The sequence below is a fragment of the Allobosea caraganae genome (genome assembly GCF_003351345.1).
GTDB lineage: Bacteria > Pseudomonadota > Alphaproteobacteria > Rhizobiales > Beijerinckiaceae > Allobosea > Allobosea caraganae.
This window is the reverse complement of record NZ_QQTO01000033.1, coordinates 140,205-156,402: the sequence shown is the minus strand read 5'-3', so window position 1 is coordinate 156,402 and position 16,198 is coordinate 140,205. Positions and strand designations below refer to the sequence as shown.

18 protein-coding genes are annotated in these 16,198 nt (G+C 67.2%); 9 read left to right on the top strand and 9 right to left on the bottom strand.

Features of this window, described 5'->3' with window-relative positions:
* The first annotated feature begins 16 nt into the window (after positions 1-16).
* Positions 17-868 carry a LysR family transcriptional regulator gene (locus tag DWF00_RS21630; RefSeq protein WP_114829741.1) on the top strand — a complete coding sequence of 284 codons (852 nt, stop codon included), beginning with the start codon at positions 17-19 and terminating at the stop codon, positions 866-868.
* Between the two features lie 108 nt (positions 869-976).
* Here DWF00_RS21630 and era read toward each other — a convergent pair whose 3' ends face one another.
* The 4 genes from era to DWF00_RS29555 all read right to left on the bottom strand — a co-directional run bounded on the left by era (position 977) and on the right by DWF00_RS29555 (position 3,681).
* Complete coding sequence (era, locus tag DWF00_RS21625; protein WP_114829742.1) at positions 977-1,900, bottom strand: GTPase Era; 924 nt, start codon at positions 1,898-1,900, stop codon at positions 977-979.
* Positions 1,893-2,624 carry a ribonuclease III gene (gene rnc / locus DWF00_RS21620; protein WP_245974179.1) on the bottom strand — a complete coding sequence of 244 codons (732 nt, stop codon included), beginning with the start codon at positions 2,622-2,624 and terminating at the stop codon, positions 1,893-1,895. The genes era and rnc overlap by 8 nt, the downstream gene beginning before the upstream one ends.
* Positions 2,621-3,379 carry a signal peptidase I gene (gene lepB, locus DWF00_RS21615; protein WP_114829875.1) on the bottom strand — a complete coding sequence of 253 codons (759 nt, stop codon included), beginning with the start codon at positions 3,377-3,379 and terminating at the stop codon, positions 2,621-2,623. Before lepB ends, rnc begins: the two co-directional genes overlap by 4 nt.
* A 158-nt stretch (positions 3,380-3,537) precedes the next feature.
* Positions 3,538-3,681, bottom strand: coding sequence for a hypothetical protein (locus tag DWF00_RS29555; protein ID WP_181832681.1), 144 nt, complete (start codon positions 3,679-3,681; stop codon positions 3,538-3,540).
* Between the two features lie 225 nt (positions 3,682-3,906).
* On the opposite strand from DWF00_RS29555, the gene aqpZ reads away from it, so the two are divergent.
* Positions 3,907-4,623, top strand: a complete 717-nt coding sequence (gene aqpZ / locus DWF00_RS21610; protein ID WP_114829744.1) for an aquaporin Z — start codon at positions 3,907-3,909, stop codon at positions 4,621-4,623.
* Positions 4,624-4,701: 78 nt separating this feature from the next.
* Here the strand turns inward: aqpZ and DWF00_RS21605 are convergent, their stop codons facing one another.
* From DWF00_RS21605 to DWF00_RS21595, 3 genes are read right to left on the bottom strand one after another with little or no spacing between them, the layout of a single operon-like run.
* Complete coding sequence (locus DWF00_RS21605) at positions 4,702-5,757, bottom strand: DUF2332 domain-containing protein (protein ID WP_114829745.1); 1,056 nt, start codon at positions 5,755-5,757, stop codon at positions 4,702-4,704.
* Between the two features lie 12 nt (positions 5,758-5,769).
* Positions 5,770-6,174, bottom strand: a complete 405-nt coding sequence (gene acpS / locus DWF00_RS21600) for a holo-ACP synthase (RefSeq protein WP_114829746.1) — start codon at positions 6,172-6,174, stop codon at positions 5,770-5,772.
* A 10-nt stretch (positions 6,175-6,184) separates the two neighbouring features.
* Positions 6,185-6,937 (bottom strand): pyridoxine 5'-phosphate synthase, encoded by a 753-nt coding sequence (locus DWF00_RS21595; RefSeq protein WP_114829747.1) that lies wholly within the window; start codon positions 6,935-6,937, stop codon positions 6,185-6,187.
* A gap of 227 nt (positions 6,938-7,164) precedes the next feature.
* Between DWF00_RS21595 and DWF00_RS21590 the strand changes: the two genes are divergently transcribed.
* The 7 genes from DWF00_RS21590 to DWF00_RS21560 all read left to right on the top strand — a co-directional run bounded on the left by DWF00_RS21590 (position 7,165) and on the right by DWF00_RS21560 (position 14,850).
* Positions 7,165-8,874, top strand: a complete 1,710-nt coding sequence (locus DWF00_RS21590; RefSeq protein WP_114829748.1) for an ATP-binding protein — start codon at positions 7,165-7,167, stop codon at positions 8,872-8,874.
* 98 nt (positions 8,875-8,972) lie between these two features.
* Positions 8,973-9,365 (top strand): DNA-directed RNA polymerase subunit omega, encoded by a 393-nt coding sequence (gene rpoZ, locus DWF00_RS21585; RefSeq protein WP_114829749.1) that lies wholly within the window; start codon positions 8,973-8,975, stop codon positions 9,363-9,365.
* Positions 9,366-9,540: 175 nt separating this feature from the next.
* On the top strand, positions 9,541-11,751 hold the full coding sequence (locus DWF00_RS21580) for a RelA/SpoT family protein (protein ID WP_114829876.1): 2,211 nt from the start codon (positions 9,541-9,543) through the stop codon (positions 11,749-11,751).
* 129 nt (positions 11,752-11,880) lie between these two features.
* Positions 11,881-12,465, top strand: coding sequence for an orotate phosphoribosyltransferase (pyrE, locus tag DWF00_RS21575; protein ID WP_114829750.1), 585 nt, complete (start codon positions 11,881-11,883; stop codon positions 12,463-12,465).
* Positions 12,466-12,607: 142 nt separating this feature from the next.
* Positions 12,608-13,234 (top strand): LabA-like NYN domain-containing protein, encoded by a 627-nt coding sequence (locus DWF00_RS21570; protein WP_114829751.1) that lies wholly within the window; start codon positions 12,608-12,610, stop codon positions 13,232-13,234.
* Positions 13,235-13,349: 115 nt separating this feature from the next.
* A complete protein-coding gene (locus DWF00_RS21565; RefSeq protein ID WP_342769122.1) occupies positions 13,350-14,081 on the top strand; it encodes a superoxide dismutase in 732 nt (243 codons plus the stop codon).
* A gap of 178 nt (positions 14,082-14,259) precedes the next feature.
* Positions 14,260-14,850, top strand: coding sequence for a TetR/AcrR family transcriptional regulator (locus DWF00_RS21560; protein ID WP_245974177.1), 591 nt, complete (start codon positions 14,260-14,262; stop codon positions 14,848-14,850).
* Positions 14,851-15,033: 183 nt separating this feature from the next.
* Here the strand turns inward: DWF00_RS21560 and smpB are convergent, their stop codons facing one another.
* Entirely contained in the window at positions 15,034-15,507 is a 474-nt protein-coding gene (smpB, locus tag DWF00_RS21555; RefSeq protein ID WP_114829753.1) for an SsrA-binding protein SmpB, read from the bottom strand.
* Positions 15,504-16,151: an FMN-binding negative transcriptional regulator gene (locus DWF00_RS21550; protein WP_114829754.1), complete on the bottom strand. Its 648-nt coding sequence runs from the start codon at positions 16,149-16,151 to the stop codon at positions 15,504-15,506. The genes smpB and DWF00_RS21550 overlap by 4 nt, the downstream gene beginning before the upstream one ends.
* Positions 16,152-16,198: the final 47 nt, after the last annotated feature.

The following is a 16,198-nucleotide window of genomic DNA, read 5'->3' as shown; positions in this document are numbered from 1 at the left end:
TACGGATTTTGGATCTATGGGTGGCGCTTCACTCGATATCGATGCGGTCGCGGCCTTCCTCGGCGCCGCCGACCTGCGCAGCTTTACCCGCGCGGCCGAGGCGCTGGGCACGACGCAATCGCTGGTCAGCACGCGCGTGAAGCGGCTGGAGGAGGTTCTGGGCCGCGCCCTGCTCCAGCGCCATCCGCGACTGGTCAAGCTGACTGCCGAGGGCGAGCGTTTCGTGCCGGCAGCGCGCGAGCTGCTCGCCGCGCATGAGCGGGCGCGCGCCGCCTTCACCGAGACATCGGAGCGAATCGCCGTCGGGATCAGCGAGCAGGCTGTCGGGGCCGATGCGCCGGCCCTGCTCGCGCGGCTTGCGGGGCATGACCCGACGCTGGTGATCAACCTGACGATCGACCGGTCGAGCGTGCTGGAGGCGGCCTTCGAGCGCGGCGAGATCGATATCGCGGTGACGCGCCGAATCGGCGGCGGGCGTGTCGGCGAGACCCTGCGCCGCGACGTCTTCGGCTGGTTCGCGGCGCCGTCGCTGGCGCGCGATGCGACCGCGCCCCTGCCGCTGGTCAGCCTGATGACCGAATGCGGGCTCAGGCGCCATGCGATCGAGGCGCTCGGCCGCGCCGGCATAAGCTGGCGCGAGGCCTTCATCGGCGGCGGCATGGCGGCCGTGCTGGCGGCGGTTCAGGCCGGGCTCGGCGTCTCGCCGCTGGCAGCGCGGATCGCACCACCGGGCGCGGTCGATGTCGGGGCGGCCGGGGGGCTACCCGCGCTCGGCTCGTCCGAGGTCGTGCTCAGAAGCAATGTCGCGACACCGCGCGGCAATGCCTTCGTCAGGGAACTCGCGGCAGCGTTTCGGACGGCGCGCTAAACCAATTTCCCGTCATTGCGAGCGTAGCGAAGCAATCCAGGGGGCTCGCGCACTCCCCCTGGATTGCTTCGCTACGCTCGCAATGACGTGGAGGTCGAAGCAGCCGCGCTAGCCGCCCCGCGGAAACTCCAGCCCCATCTCGCGATAGCGCTCGGGATCATCGGCCCAGTTCTCGCGCACCTTCACGAACAGGAAGAGATGGACCGTGGCCTCGGCCGCCTCGGTGATCTCCTTGCGCGCGGCCTGGCCGATCGCCTTGATGGTCTGGCCGCCCTCGCCGAGCACGATCTTGCGCTGGCCCTCGCGCTCGACATAGATCGTCTGCTCGATCCGCACCGAGCCGTCCGGCCGCTGCTGCCATTGCTCGGTCTCGACGGTGGAGCGGTAAGGCAACTCGTCATGCAGCCGCTCGAAGATCTTTTCGCGCGTGATCTCGGCGGCGAGGAAGCGCAGCGGCGCATCCGAGATCTGGTCCTCAGGGTAGAGCCAGGGGCTGAGCGGCATCCGGGTCTCCAGCCAGGACAGCATGTCCTTGACGCCGTAGCCGGTCAAAGCCGCGATCATGAAGGTCGTCTCGAACGTCGTGCGCGCGTTCACCTCGGAGGTGATGGCGAGCAGCTTCTCCTTCGGCACCGTGTCGATCTTGTTGAGGATCAGGAACTTCGGCTGCTTCAGCTCGGCGAGCCGTTCGAGCAGCTTGACGTTCTCCTCATGGTCGAACTTGGCGACGTCGATCAGCACGCCGATCAGGTCGGCATCGGTCGCGCCGCCCCAGGCGCTCGTCACCATGGCGCGGTCGAGCCGGCGCTTGGGCGCGAAGATGCCGGGCGTGTCGACGAAGACGATCTGCGTCGGGCCCGTCAAAGCGATGCCGCGCACCTGGGTCCGCGTCGTCTGCACCTTGCGCGAGACGATCGAGACCTTGGCGCCGACGAGCTGGTTCAGCAGCGTCGACTTGCCGGCATTGGGCGCGCCGATCAGCGCGACGAAACCTGCCCGTGTGGGCTGTGAGGGCTGTTGCGCCTCAGCCATTGCCGACCTCCATGGTTTCGCTCCAGAGCCCTTCACGGCGCAGGAACGCCTCGGCCGCGGCCTGCTCGGCCAATCGCTTCGATGGTCCCTCCGCCTCGGCGTCGGGCAGTCCGCTGATGCGGGCAGCGACGCGGAAGAGCGGGGCGTGATCCGGCCCCGAGCGACCGCGCTCGCTATAGGTCGGCGTCTGGTAGCCACGTCCCTGCGCCCATTCCTGCAGCGCAGTCTTGGCGTCGCGCAAGGGCCGGACCGGTTTCAGCAGGCGCTCGCCGAAGGCCCGCTCGATGAGGTCCCGCGCGGCACTATAGCCGCCATCGATGAAGACCGCACCGATGATCGACTCGCAGGCATCGGCGAGGATCGCCTTGTTCTTGCGGGCTCCGCCAAGGATCTCCCCTTCGCCGAGCCTCAGGAAGGAGCCGAGATCCCAGGCGATCGCGACCTCGGCGCAGGTCTCCTTGCGCACGAGATCGGCGAGGCGGCGCGACATGTCGCCCTCCTCGGCCTCGGGATAGCGGGCGAAGAGCATGTCGGCGATGCTGAGGCCGAGCACGCGGTCGCCGAGAAACTCGAGCCGCTGGTAGCTGCCGCGACGCGTGCCCTCGGCGCTCATATGGGTGAGCGCGGTCTCGAGCAGGCCGCGATCGGCGAAGACATGGCCGAGCTTCGCCTCCAACCGCGAGAGATCGGGCAGCTTCCGGGCGTGATCGTTGGGTTTCGTCACTTGATCGTCGAGAACAGGCGGTTCCAGCGAACCGTCCAGGGCCATTCCCAGATCCGCCAGGCCGAGGCGCCGTCCTCGATCGAGAAGAAGATGATCTCGGCGCGGCCGACGAAATTCTCGAAGGGCACGTAGCCGACGCTGACATCGCGAGAATCGAGCGAGTTGTCGCGATTATCGCCCATCATGAAGTAGTGGCCCTCGGGCACGAGGAAGACCTTCGTGTTGTCGAAGGAGCCGGTATCGCCCTCGCGCTCGATGATCATGTGGCTGACGCCCTCGGGCAGCGTCTCGCGATACTGGATGACCGGGACGTTGCGGCCCCAGTTGTCGGTGGTGACGTAGTCGGCGATGCGCTCGCGCTTCACCGGCTGGTTGTTGATGTGCAGGATGCCGTCGATCATCTGGATGCGGTCGCCGGGCAGGCCGATGACGCGCTTGATGTAGTCGGTCGAACCGTCGCTCGGCAACTTGAACACCGCGATGTCGCCGCGCTTGGGCGGGGCCGCCCAGACCCGGCCGTTGAACAGCGGCGGGCTGAACGGGATCGAGTGCTTGGAATAGCCGTAGGTGTACTTGGAGACGAAGAGGTAGTCGCCGATCAGCAGCGTCGGGATCAGCGAGCCCGAGGGAATGTTGAAGGGCTGGAACAGCAGCGTGCGGATGACGAGGGCGATGAGGAGCGCCTGGACGACGACCTTGATCGTCTCGAGGATGCCGCCCTCCTCCTTGACCGCCTTGCCCTGCTCTTTCGCCATCTTCTTGATCTCGGCGTCGTTGGCCACGCGGGCGCTCCTTCATAATTCCAACGCGCGGGCATAGCGGAGTATTGGACGGGGGACAACGCGCTTCCCAGCCTATCAGCACGAGATTGGGGCATGATCTCGTCGAAATGGCCGCGCCGGGAGCCGGCCCGTCATGCGCGCGTCGCCATATTGCGGGGCGAGGCAATCCGGCCGGGACGAGTCACTGCCGAAAAAATAGCCGGGGAGATGATCCGGAACGAGTCCCAAGGTAAGCTCGACATCGATTCGGCGAACCAGCGTTCGATCGAATTCATGCGCAGCTCCTCCAGAGACCGGCGACGCCCCTGCCGAGCCTCGTTGCTGCTGCAACGCACAAGGGCGCGGAAAAGGTTCCAACTTGGCCGCCGAGGCCGCTCAGACCAAGGCGCCTGCCCTGTGGCAAGCGTCGGTTAAGGCTAACGTCTCGTTTACGCCCTGCCTCTATCCCGGCTCCGGGCTGTTGTGTGCGCAGCGTCCCACATCGACTCAGGGGGTTCCTCATGAATGCGAAGAAATACGTGGCCGAGGTCATCGGCACGTTCTGGCTGACCTTTGCCGGTTGCGGCAGCGCGGTGATCGCCGCCGGCTTCCCGCAGGTCGGCATCGGCCTGCTCGGCGTCTCGCTCGCCTTCGGCCTGACGGTCGTCACCATGGCCTACGCGATCGGCCATGTCTCGGGCTGCCATCTCAACCCGGCCGTGACGGTCGGCCTTGCGGCCGGCGGGCGCTTCCCGGGCAGCCAGGTCGTGCCCTATATCGTCGCCCAGGTGATCGGCGGCATCCTCGGCGCGCTCGTGCTCTACCTGATCGCCAGGGAAGCGCCGGGCTTCGACCTCGCCAAAGGCTTCGCCTCGAACGGCTATGGCGAGCATTCGCCCGGCCAGTACAGCCTGATCGCCGGCTTCCTGATCGAAGTGGTGATGACGATGATGTTCCTCTTCATCATCATGGGCTCGACCCATGGCAAGGCGCCGGCCGGCTTCGCCCCGCTCGCGATCGGCCTGGGCCTGTGCCTGATCCACCTCGTCAGCATCCCGGTGACCAACACCTCGGTCAATCCGGCGCGCAGCACCGGCCCGGCGCTGTTCGTCGGCGGCTGGGCGCTGCAGCAGCTCTGGCTGTTCTGGGTCGCGCCGCTGATCGGCGGCGTCCTCGGCGGCGTCATCTACCGCTGGCTCAGCGACGAGCCGGAAGGCGAGATCACCGGCCGCGGCTGATTATACAGTCGCACGAAATTGACGAACCGCCCGCCCCTCTCGGCGGGCGGTTTCGTTTTGACGGACGCTATCGAAGGCTCAATGCCACTCGACCCAGCGGCCATGGTAATCGGCCCGGCCAAGCTCGCGCTCCGCGCCGCCGGGCCATTTGCCGAGCGTCACCGCGGCGCTGTCGCCATCGGCCTCCATGCGCAGCCAATAGAGTGGGCGCTCGGCCATCGCAGCTGCGCCGGCCTGCATCATCGCCGCGGTGATGCGCTGCTTGGTCGGCTCGGGCAGGTATTGCCACATGATCGTGTGCATCAGCACGCGCGCCCGGCTCGTCGGCGACGTCTCGGACAGCCTCGCCTCGACCCAGGTCGCGGCATCTTCGCGCTCGACCCGCCAGGGCGCGGCAGCCGCGGCGTCGAAGGCCGCTTCGGTGGTGCTGAGGCGATCGGCCTGGTCCGGCCAGATATAGGAGAGCACGCGTTCCCGATCCTCCCGGCGCGACGGGTCGAGCGGGTTGAGATCGCAGGCGCGTCGTGCCGCAACCGCAAGCGGCGCATCGAGCGGCGGCAGCGTTCCGCGCCATTGGCTCCTGATCGTGACCGGCGCGTCCGCACTACCCCATTCGGCCGAGCCAAGCTCGTAGCGATAGCGCTCGAAACCGAGATTGAGCCCGGCGCTGGAGCCGATCTCGATCAGATCGAGCGGCAGACCCGATTCCCTGGCGATGACCAGCGCGCCGCCGAGCAGCACGGCGCAGCGCTTGACCTCGTTGGTCTGGGGCGGACTGTCGAGATAGCTGGTGAGGAAGGCGTCATGCCCGGCAATCGCGGCGCTCAGAGCCTGCCAGAGCGGCTCAGCCTGGGTCTCATTCGGCGGATAGGCCGCTCGCAAGGCCAAGTCCCGCCCGGACCGCGCCAATGCGTTCAAGGCACCGGCCGCACGCAAGGAGAGCGCATCGGCCCGCGGCTCGCCCGGCCAGTCGAACATGCGCCGGCCGAAGGCGCTGGTACGGTCGAGGCGCTCGGCGAGCAACTCGCAAACCAGCGCTGTGAAGGGGGAGCCGAGCTGACGGCAGCCCCTGGCCTGGCCGATGAAATGGGCGCGAAGGCGCTCCTGGTTCGTGCCATCGCCGCCATGCGCCATATCCGGACTCCGTCAGACGGCCTTTGGCCGCGCCTCGATCACCACGAAGGCCTGCGCCAGCGGCGGATCATCGGTCAGCGACACATGGATGACCGCCTCGCAGCCCGGCGGGGTCATGGCCCGGAGCCGCGCCGCGGCACCGCCCGTGAGCCGCATGGTCGGAGCGCCGCTCGGCAGGTTCACCACCTCCATGTCGCGCCAGAACACGCCGGCGCGCAGGCCGGTGCCGAGCGCCTTGGAGCAAGCCTCCTTGGCGGCGAAGCGGCGCGCATAGGATTCCGCACGCGTGGCGCGCCGGTCCGACTTGGCGCGCTCGCCAGCAGTGAAGATACGATGCGTGAAGCGCTCGCCGAAGCGGTCGAGCGAGTTCTGGATGCGGCGGATGTCGCAGAGATCGGAGCCGATGCCGAGGATCATGACGGCAGGCTTACGCGGCGGCGCGGCCTTCGTCCATCGCCGCGCGCATCAGCGCGATCGATTGCTCGAGCCCGAGGAAGATCGCCTCGCCGATCAGGAAATGGCCGATGTTGAACTCGACGAACTCCGGCACGCCGGCAAGCTTGCGCGCCGTGTCGTAGTCGAGCCCATGGCCGGCATGGACCTCCAGGCCGAGCGACGTGCCGAAGGCGGCGCCGGCGGCCAGGCGGCGGAACTCGACCTCGGCCTTCTCGGCATGGCCATCGGCGACAGCGTGGCACCAGGTGCCGGTATGGAGCTCGACCACCGGCGCGCCGAGCTTGACCGCCAGCGCGATCGGCGCCTCGTCCGGCTCGATGAAGAGCGAGACGCGGCAGCCGGCCGCCTTGAGCCTGACGATGCCAGGCCTCAGCGCGGCCTCCTGGCCGACGACGTCGAGTCCGCCCTCGGTGGTGCGCTCCTCGCGCTTCTCCGGCACGAGACAGGCTGCATGCGGCTTGAAGCGCTCGGCAAGCGCGATCATCTCGGCGGTCGCTGCCATCTCGAAGTTCAGCGGCACGGTGAGTTCGCTCGCGAGCCGCTCCATGTCGGTGTCGCGAATGTGGCGGCGATCCTCGCGCAGATGCGCGGTGATGCCGTCGGCGCCAGCCTTCACGGCCAGGTGCGCGGCGCGAACCGGGTCGGGCCAGGTGCCGCCGCGCGCGTTGCGCACGGTGGCGACGTGATCGATGTTCACGCCCAGTCGCAACCGGCTCGTCGTCATGGCAGCCCCCTCGCCTCTCATCCGCTGCATAGACCCACGCCCCGCCCGGCTCAAGGCAAGGAAATTGATCGCGCGGACCACGTTCGCTGATGGGTGCGGAGCGATTGTCCCGGACTTCTTGTCGATTTGGTAACCGCGGCAGCAAACACCTCCCCTATGGGAAAGCTCTCTTAAGCGCTCGCGCGTAGCGTCACGGATCGTCGCAAAGAGGCAAAGGCAGCCCGCCCGTGCAGCTCGCAGTCAACAAGAGCGGATTCGAGAACGACCTTTCCCCCGACCGCCGCGATCTCGGCCAGGGGCCGGACCGCGCGCTCGGCCACGTGCTGGCCTGCAACGGCGCGCGCGCGACGATCGGCGCCACGTTGGAGCAGGGCAGCCGCATCCCGCAGGAGGCCTGGACCGTCGGGCGGATGATCTCGATCAATCTCGGGCACAGCCGCATCGTCGGCATCGTCTACCAGATCAAGGCCGTCGAGCAGAGCTGGGACGACCGCGGCGCCAACGACGTGCATGTCGAGGTCGAGCTCGTCGGCGAGGTGCTCGAAGGCGGGGACGGCCGGCAGCGCTTCCAGAGCGGCATCACTACCTATCCGCCGGTCGGCGCGGTGGCGCACCGCATCCGCGCCGGAGACCTCGCGCTGGTGCATGATCTCGGCGGCCGCGGCGGCACGGCCATCGGCCACCTGACCCAGGATGCCAGCATCCCCGCCACGGTCGACATCGAGCGCATGCTGTCGCGCCATTTCGCGCTGGTCGGCACCACAGGCGTCGGCAAGTCGAGCGCAGTCTCGCTGCTGCTGCGCAAGGCGGTCTCAGTCAAGCCGCAGCTCAGGGTGCTGATCCTCGACCCGCACAACGAATATGCCCATGCCTTCCCCGACAAGGCCGTGACGATCGAGGCCTCGACGCTCGACCTGCCCTTCTGGATGTTCCGGCTCGACGAATTCGCCGACGTCGTCTTCCGCGGCCGGCCGGACCCGGACGAGGTCGACATCCTGCGCGAGGTCATCGCCGCGGCGCGGGCGCGCTATCGCACGATCTCGGCCCAGGACATGCTGCGCGACCTCAACAGCACGCTGCTGAAGCGGCCGCTCGACCCAACCGCACCGCGGCGCGGGCCGGACAATGCCGGCTCCTCCGCCGACGCGCCGCTGCCCTACCGGATGACCGACGCCTTCACGGTCCTCGACGAGCTGACCGGCCTACACGAGATCCGCTACCCGCGCACCGCCTTGCGCGCGCTCAAGGTCCGGCTCGAGACTCTCTATGCCGACCCGCGCTACCATTTCATGTTCGCGCGCGCGAACATGATCGAGAGCATGAGCCCGGTCATCGGGCAGGTCTTCCGCATTCCGCAGCACGGCAAGCCGATCACGGTGTTCCAGCTCGCGGGGCTGCCCTCCGAGGTGGTCAACTCGGTCGCGTCCGTTCTGGCGCGCATTTCCTTCGACCTGGCGATGTGGAGCCAGGGCAGCTACGAGATCCTGCTGCTCTGCGAGGAGGCGCATCGCTACGTGCCCGCGGACACCGCGCTCGGCTTCGCCCCGACCCGCCGGGCGATCGCCCGCATCGCCAAGGAGGGCCGCAAATATGGCTGCTATCTCGGCGTGGTGACGCAGCGCCCGGGCGAGCTCGACCCGACCATCCTGTCGCAATGCTCGACGATCTTCGCGATGCGGCTCGCCAACGACCGCGACCAGCAGATCATCCGCTCGGCCATCGCCGATGCCTCGGCCAGCACGATCAGCTTCCTCTCCGCCATCGGCAACCGCGAGGCGATCGCCTTCGGCGAGGGCGTGGCGACGGCGATGCGGATGCGCTTCGCCCAGCTCCAGCCGCACGAGCTGCCGGCCATGGCCATCGCGGAGCATGACGGGCTGGCGCGCCGCGAGCCGGGGCTCGATGAGCTGGTCAGCCGGATGCGCGGAAACGGCTGAGCCTGAGTTCGCAAGAATCTTGCATCCAGCCGGCATTCGCTGTATGGCCGGCTCAGATCATCTTTCCCTGCATCGCTAAGATCAGAAGGAGCCGTTCCATGGCTCGCGTAACCGTTGAAGACTGCATCGACAAGGTCGATAACCGCTTCGAGCTCGTGCTGCTCGCCAGCCACCGCGCCCGCATGATCGCGTCGGGCTCGCCGATCCTGGTGCCGCGCGACAACGACAAGAACCCCGTCGTCTCGCTGCGCGAGATCGCCGAAGAGAAGCTGAAGCCCGAGGATCTGAAGGAAGACCTGATCCACTCGCTGCAGAAGCATGTCGAGGTCGACGAGCCCGAGGCCGAGACCGTGCCGCTGCTCGCCGCTCCCGGCCAGAGCGCCTCGACGCCCGATTCGGAAGTGCAGTTCGACCGCATGAGCGAAGAAGACCTGCTGCGCGGCCTCGACGGCCTGGTGCCGCCGACCGAGAGCGCCGACGACGAAGACTGAGCGAGAGCGCTCCCCCCGCAAAAGTGCATCCCACTTTTGTGGGATATGCTGTAAAGCCCGGCAGTGCCGGGCTTTTTCATGACGCCCATCCGATTTCGTCTTGCCGCCTCCGATCGCCGTGCCGATATTGAATGATTGCAAACCATTGGCAGGTGTTACTGGGACCCGCATGGGCATGATGCGGCAATATGAGCTCGTTGACAGGGTCAGGAGCTACAATCCGAACACGGATGAGGACCTGCTCAACCGGGCGTATGTCTACGCCATGCGCGCGCACGGCACGCAGAAGCGCGCCTCGGGCGACCCGTTCTTCGCCCACCCGCTCGAAGTCGCGGCGATCCTCACCGATCTGAAGCTCGACGATGCGACCATCGTCGCCGCCGTGCTGCACGACACCGTGGAAGACACGGCCGCGACGCTCGAAGAGATCGAGAGCATGTTCGGGCCGGATATCCGCCGGCTCGTCGACGGCCTGACCAAGATCAAGAAGCTCGACCTCGTCTCGAAGAAGGCGGCGCAGGGCGAGAATTTCCGCAAGCTGCTGCTCGCCATCGTCGACGATGTCCGCGTGCTGCTGGTCAAGCTCGCCGACCGGCTGCACAACATGCGCACGCTGCACTTCGTCGCGCCCGAGAAGCGCCTGCGCATCGCCGAGGAGACGGCCGAGATCTACGCGCCGCTCGCCGGCCGCATGGGCATGCAGGAGCTGCGCGAGGAGCTCGAGGAGCTCGCTTTCCGCCATATCAAGCCGGAGGCGCACGAGACCATCACGAGGCGGCTCGAAGAGGTTACCGAGCGCGAAGGCAGCGTGATCAGCGCGATCGAGCTCGACCTGAAGGAGAAGCTCGCGGCGCGCGGCATCCAGGCCGACGTCTCCGGCCGGCGCAAGCGGCCTTATTCGATCTGGCGCAAGATGGAGCGCAAGTCGGTCTCGTTCGAGCAGCTCTCCGACATCTTCGGCTTCCGCGTCATCGTCGACACGCTGGAGGATTGCTACCGCGTGCTCGGCATCGTCCACACGACCTGGCCGATGGTGCCGGGGCGCTACAAGGACTACATCTCGACGCCGAAGCAGAACGACTACCGCTCGATCCACACCACCGTGGTCGGCCCCGGCCATAGCCGCGTCGAGCTGCAGATCCGCACCGACAGGATGGACCGCATCGCCGAATACGGCATCGCGGCCCACGCCCACTACAAGGACGGGCGCACCACAGAGCTGACCCAGTTCGCCGATGAGAGCCGGGCCTATCAATGGCTCAGGCGCACGGTCGACCTGCTGGCCGAGGGCGACAGCCCGGAGGAGTTCCTCGAGCATACCAAGCTCGAACTGTTCCACGACCAGGTCTTCTGCTTCACGCCGAAGGGGCGCCTGATCGCCCTACCCCGCGGCGCGACGCCGATCGACTTCGCCTATGCGGTCCATACCGATGTCGGCAACACCGCCGTCGGCGCCAAGATCAACGGCCGCATTGCGCCGCTGCTGACCGAGCTTCAGAACGGCGACGAGGTCGAGATCACCCGCGCCGAGGGCCAGGCGCCCCCAGCCGCCTGGGAATCGCTCGTGGTCACCGGCAAGGCCCGCGCCGCCATCCGTCGCGCCACCCGCACCGCGGTGCGCCGGCAATATGCCGGGCTCGGCCGCCAGATCCTGGAGCGCGCCTTCCAGCGCGCCGAACGGCCCTTCACCGACGACAAGCTCAAGGCCGCGCTGAAGCGGCTGGCGCGCACGGCTGTGGACGACGTGCTGGCTGCCGTCGGGCGCGGCGAGATGTTCTCCGGCGACGTGGTCAAGGCAGTCTATCCCGATCTCGAGCCGGAGAAGCGCACCGCCTCGGGCGATCCCAAGGCCGCCAGCAACGGCAAGGGCTGGTTCGAGCTGCGCAAGGGCGACAACCTTAAATTCAAGCTGCCGGGCGAGACGCCGGGCGCCAACGCCATCCCGATCCGTGGCCTCGGCGGCGACCTGCCGGTACGCTTCGCACCCGATGGCGGCGCGGTACCGGGGGACCGCATCGTCGGCATCCTGACGCCGGGCGAAGGCGTGACGATCTACCCGATCCAGTCGCCGTCGCTCGCCGCCTTCGACAACGAGCCCGACCGCTGGCTCGACGTGCGCTGGGACCTCGACGACAAGGCGCCGCAGCGCTTCCCGGCCCGGATCGCGCTGAACTCGATCAACGAGCCGGGATCGCTGGCGCAGATCACCACGACCATCGCCGAGCATGACGGCAATATCGACGCGGTGGCGATGAACCGGCCCAACCCCGATTTCACCAATGTCACGATCGACCTGACGGTCTGGGACCTGAAGCATCTCAGCGCCATCATCAGCGAATTGCGCGAGAAGCGGGTGATCAGCCGGGTCGAGCGCGTGGTCGGCTGACCTGCAAAATCGGCCTCGCAGAAAAAACGCCGCGACCGCTCCATTGCTGTGGTTTGCCAAAATCTGAAGCTTGAAACATCGCGCGGTCCGCAGCTAAGACGTTGCAGTTTTGTGACCGGATTAGACCAAATGACCGACGATCAGGTTCTGGCCGAATTTCGCGATGCCGGGGCATTGCTCGAAGGCCATTTCATTCTATCCTCCGGGCTGCGCAGCCCGCTCTTCCTGCAGAAGATGTTCATCTTCCAGGATCCGGAGCGCACGGAGCGCCTGTGCAAAGCGCTCGCGGCCAAGATCGAAGCCGCCTTCGGCACAGTCGATTATGTCGTCTCGCCGGCTGTGGGCGGCATCGTGCCCGGCTACGAGACGGCGCGGCACCTCAAGGCCAAGGCCGTGTTCGTCGAGCGCGAAGACGGCCAGTTCAAGCTGCGCCGCGGCTTTGCCATCCCGGCCGGGGCGCGCGTGGTGATGGTGGAGGACATCGTCACCACCGGCCTGTCCTCGCGCGAATGCCTGGCCTCGATCGCCAACGAGCCCGGCACCATCCTCGGCGCCGCCTGCCTGGTCGACCGCTCGGCCGGCAAGGCCGATCTCGGCGTCCAGCTGGTCAGCCTGCTCTCGCTCGACGTGCCGGCCTATGCGCCCGACAAGCTGCCGCCGGAACTCGCCGCCATTCCCGCGATCAAGCCCGGGAGCCGCGGCTTGACCGCCTGAGCCGCCCTTTTTAGCCAGCTGCGGCGAGACGCCACACCACAACCGCGGTACTGCTGAAAAATTGGCGGTCATTCGACATGGTTAGACCGCCATCTTTCTTAATCCTGTCATTTAAGGCATTCTTCGAGCCAGGAGTCATTACATGGCCGCCGACCCGCGCATTGCGCTCTTTATCGATGGCGCCAATCTCTATGCCACGTCGAAACAGCTTGGTTTCGACATGGACTATCGTCGCCTGCTCAAGGAATTCCAGGGCCGCGGCAATCTGATTCGGGCGTTCTATTTCACCACCCTGGTCGAGAGCGAGGAGTATTCCTCGATCCGCCCGCTCGTCGACTGGCTCGACTATAACGGCTACCGGGTCATCACCAAGGCGGCGAAGGAATTCACCGACGCGACCGGGCGCCGCCGGGTGAAGGGCAACATGGATATCGAGCTCGCCATCGAGATGCTCGAACTCGCCCCGCATCTCGAGCAGATCTACCTGTTCTCCGGCGATGGCGACTTCCGGCCGCTGGTCGAGGCCGTGCAGCGCAAGGGCGTCAAGGTCTCGGTGGTCTCGACCATCACCACCAACCCGCCGATGGTCTCCGACGAGTTGCGCCGGCAATGCGACGAGTTCCTCGACCTGTCGCACCTGATGCCGAAGGTCGGGCGCGATCCGGCCGAGCGCGCCGCGCGCGGCCCGGGCGCCCCCGGCACCCCTGGCAATCCCAGCCTGGAGCGGCGCTACGGCATCCGCCAGGGCGACGAGACCGTCGACGGCTGAGCCTCACGTCGATCTTGCATTCCCGACCGCCGCATGGCTCGGCGGCGATCTCTTGACCACCGCACCGATGGGCGGTCCACACTGGGCCGCACCATAACAACTGGGAGGGTTTACCGTGGATCGCCGTCGCTTCCTCACTGCGTTTGCCGCCGGCTCCGCCGGTACACTCGTGCTTGCCCGCCCCGCGCTCGTGCTGGCGCAGGCTGCGCCCGCCCCGGCCGCAGCCCCGCCACCGGTCTTCACCCTGCCGCCGCTCGGCTATGGCTTCGATGCGCTGGAACCGAATATCGACACCGCGACCATGCGCATCCACTACAGCGCGCATCACCAGGCCTATGTGAACAACGCCAACGCCCTCGTCGGCCAATGGGCGGGGCTCCGGACGACGCCGATCGAGACCATGCTCGCCGATCTCAGCGCCGTGCCTGAAAATGTCCGCACCGGCGTGCGCAACAATGTCGGCGGCCATTGGAACCACTCGTTCTTCTGGGACCTGATGGTGCCGGGCGGGGCGCAGCAGCCCTCGGCCGAGCTCAAGAGCGCGATCGACGCTTCGCTCGGCTCGGTGGCCGACATGGTGACCAAGGTCAACGCCGCCGGTGCCGGCCGCTTCGGCTCGGGCTGGGCCTGGCTCGTCGTCGGCAAGGACAAGAAGCTCGCCATCATCTCGACTGCCAACCAGGACACGCCGCTCGAGCTCGGCGCCCGGCCGGTGCTCGGCGTCGATGTCTGGGAGCATGCGTACTACCTCAAGTACCAGAACCGCCGGCCCGAATACCTGGCCGCCTGGTGGAAGACGGTGAACTGGGACAAGGCCAACGCGAACTTCAAGAAGGCTGTCGGCTAAAGCCGCTCTCCCGTCATTGCGAGCGCAGCGAAGCAATCCAGGGGGACTGCGCTCTACGTCCCCCTGGGTTGCTTCGTCGGCTGTGCCTCCTCGCAATGACGGTGGAGCTCTTGCTCCTGCCGCATCTCGTCCTTACTGAGTGTAGGTTACACTCAGTAAGTCGATGGAGACGGCACAAGTGGCGGGGACCAGGCGTCTGGCCAAGGGCGAGCGGCGCCAGCAATTGCTGGCGACCGCCTTCGACATGGTGCGCCGGGACGGCACCGACACCCTGACGCTCGCGACGCTGGCCGAGCAGGCCGGCGTCACCAAACCGATCACCTACGAGCATTTCGGCACGCGGGCCGGCCTGCTGCTGGCGCTCTACCGCGACTACGAGGAGCGGCAGAACGCCGCGATGCATGCCGCCATCGCGGCGAGCGGCAGGACGCTGACCGAAGTCGCCGAGATCGTCGCCACCGCTTATGTCGATTGCGCCTTGACCTCCGGGCCGGCAAGCGAGGAGATCGCCGCGACGCTTTGCGCCTATGAGGAGACCAAGGACTTCCTCCAGGCCTCGCGCCGGGCCTGCATTGCCGGATATGCCGGGGCCTTCTCGGCCGTCGCCGCCGTTCCCCCGGAGCGCAGCGAGGCGCTGTTCTCGGGCATTTTGGGCGCGACAGAAGCACTGGCGCGCTCGGCCACAAGCGGCCAAATCACGCGCGAGACGGCGATCACGACGATTGCGCAGATTGCGGTCGGGGCGGTGAAGGAGGCAACGTCTCGATAGGATCGCGCCGCTCATCCAACTCTCGACGTCATCCCGGACAAGCTGCGAAGCCGCGCCGCTCCGGGATTCATCGTCGAGCACCGGAGCCCTACGATGGATCCCGGTTCTGCGCTGCGCTTGCCCGGGATGAAGCGGTTAGGTGCTTGCCAGATGTCATGGCCCGAAGGCCGAGGCGAGCGAAGCCTAGCCGCCGGCCTTCATGATCCGCGCCTTGTCGCGGTTCCAGTCGCGGGCCTTCTCGGTCTCGCGCTTGTCGTGCAGCTTCTTGCCGCGGCCCAGCCCAAGCTCGACCTTCGCCCTGCCCTTGTCGTTGAAATAGACCTTGAGCGCGATGACGGTGAAGCCGTCGCGCTGGATCGCGCCCATCAGCTTGTTGATCTGGCGGCGATGCAGCAAGAGCTTCCGCGGCCGGCGGACATCGTGGTTGAAGCGGTTGGCTTCGAGATATTCCGGGATATGGGCGTTGAACAGGAAGAGCTCGGTGCCCATCGGCCCGGCATAGCTCTCGCCGATCGTCGCCCTGCCGCCGCGCAGCGACTTGATCTCGGTGCCCTGCAGGGCGATGCCCGCTTCCAGCGTCTCCATGATCTCGTAATTGTAGCGCGCCTTGCGGTTGTCGGCGGCGAGTTTGTAGCGCTCCGGATCCGGCTTGCTCATGCCGATCGCCCGAAGCCATAGGCCTTCACGAGACCGGCCATCGCCTGCGATTCCGATTCAGGGTCGGCGCTCAAGCCATTGAGAACGCCGAGCTTGTCGGCCTCCTGCCGGTTCTGGCTCAGCTTGAACTTGCCGACGATCGCGGCGATCTCGATCTCGATGCCGACAATGCCGCGCGTCTGCGCCGCAATGAAGGGAGCCGGCGCATCCGAGACCGACCAGGGCTCGGCGCGCGGCGCCTCCTGCTGGCGCGTCAGCGATTCGAGCTGGGCCATCAGCCACTCGCTATCCTCGATGGCGCGGGCCGGGCCGCGCACCTGCACGGTGACGTAGTTCCAGGTCGGCACGACCTTGCCGTGCTCGCGCTTGGCGGCATACCAGGCCGGCGTGATGTAGCGCTCGACGCCGGTGAAGACGACCAGCGTCTCGGCCCCGGCCGCAATGGCGCGCCATTGCGGGTTCGGCCGCGCCAGATGCGCGCGCAGGATGCCCTGCTCGCCGAGCTCCGGATGCAGCACGAAGGGCACGGGGTTGGCCAGCAGCCCGCCCTCGCCCGCGGTCACCAGCGTGGCGAGCGGATTGGCGCGGATGACCTCGTGGAGGGCATCGCGGTCTTCGACCTTGAAATGGCTTGGCTCGTACATCTCGCTCTCCCGGCGTTCAGCCGGGGCAACCGGACGAACGCAGCGCC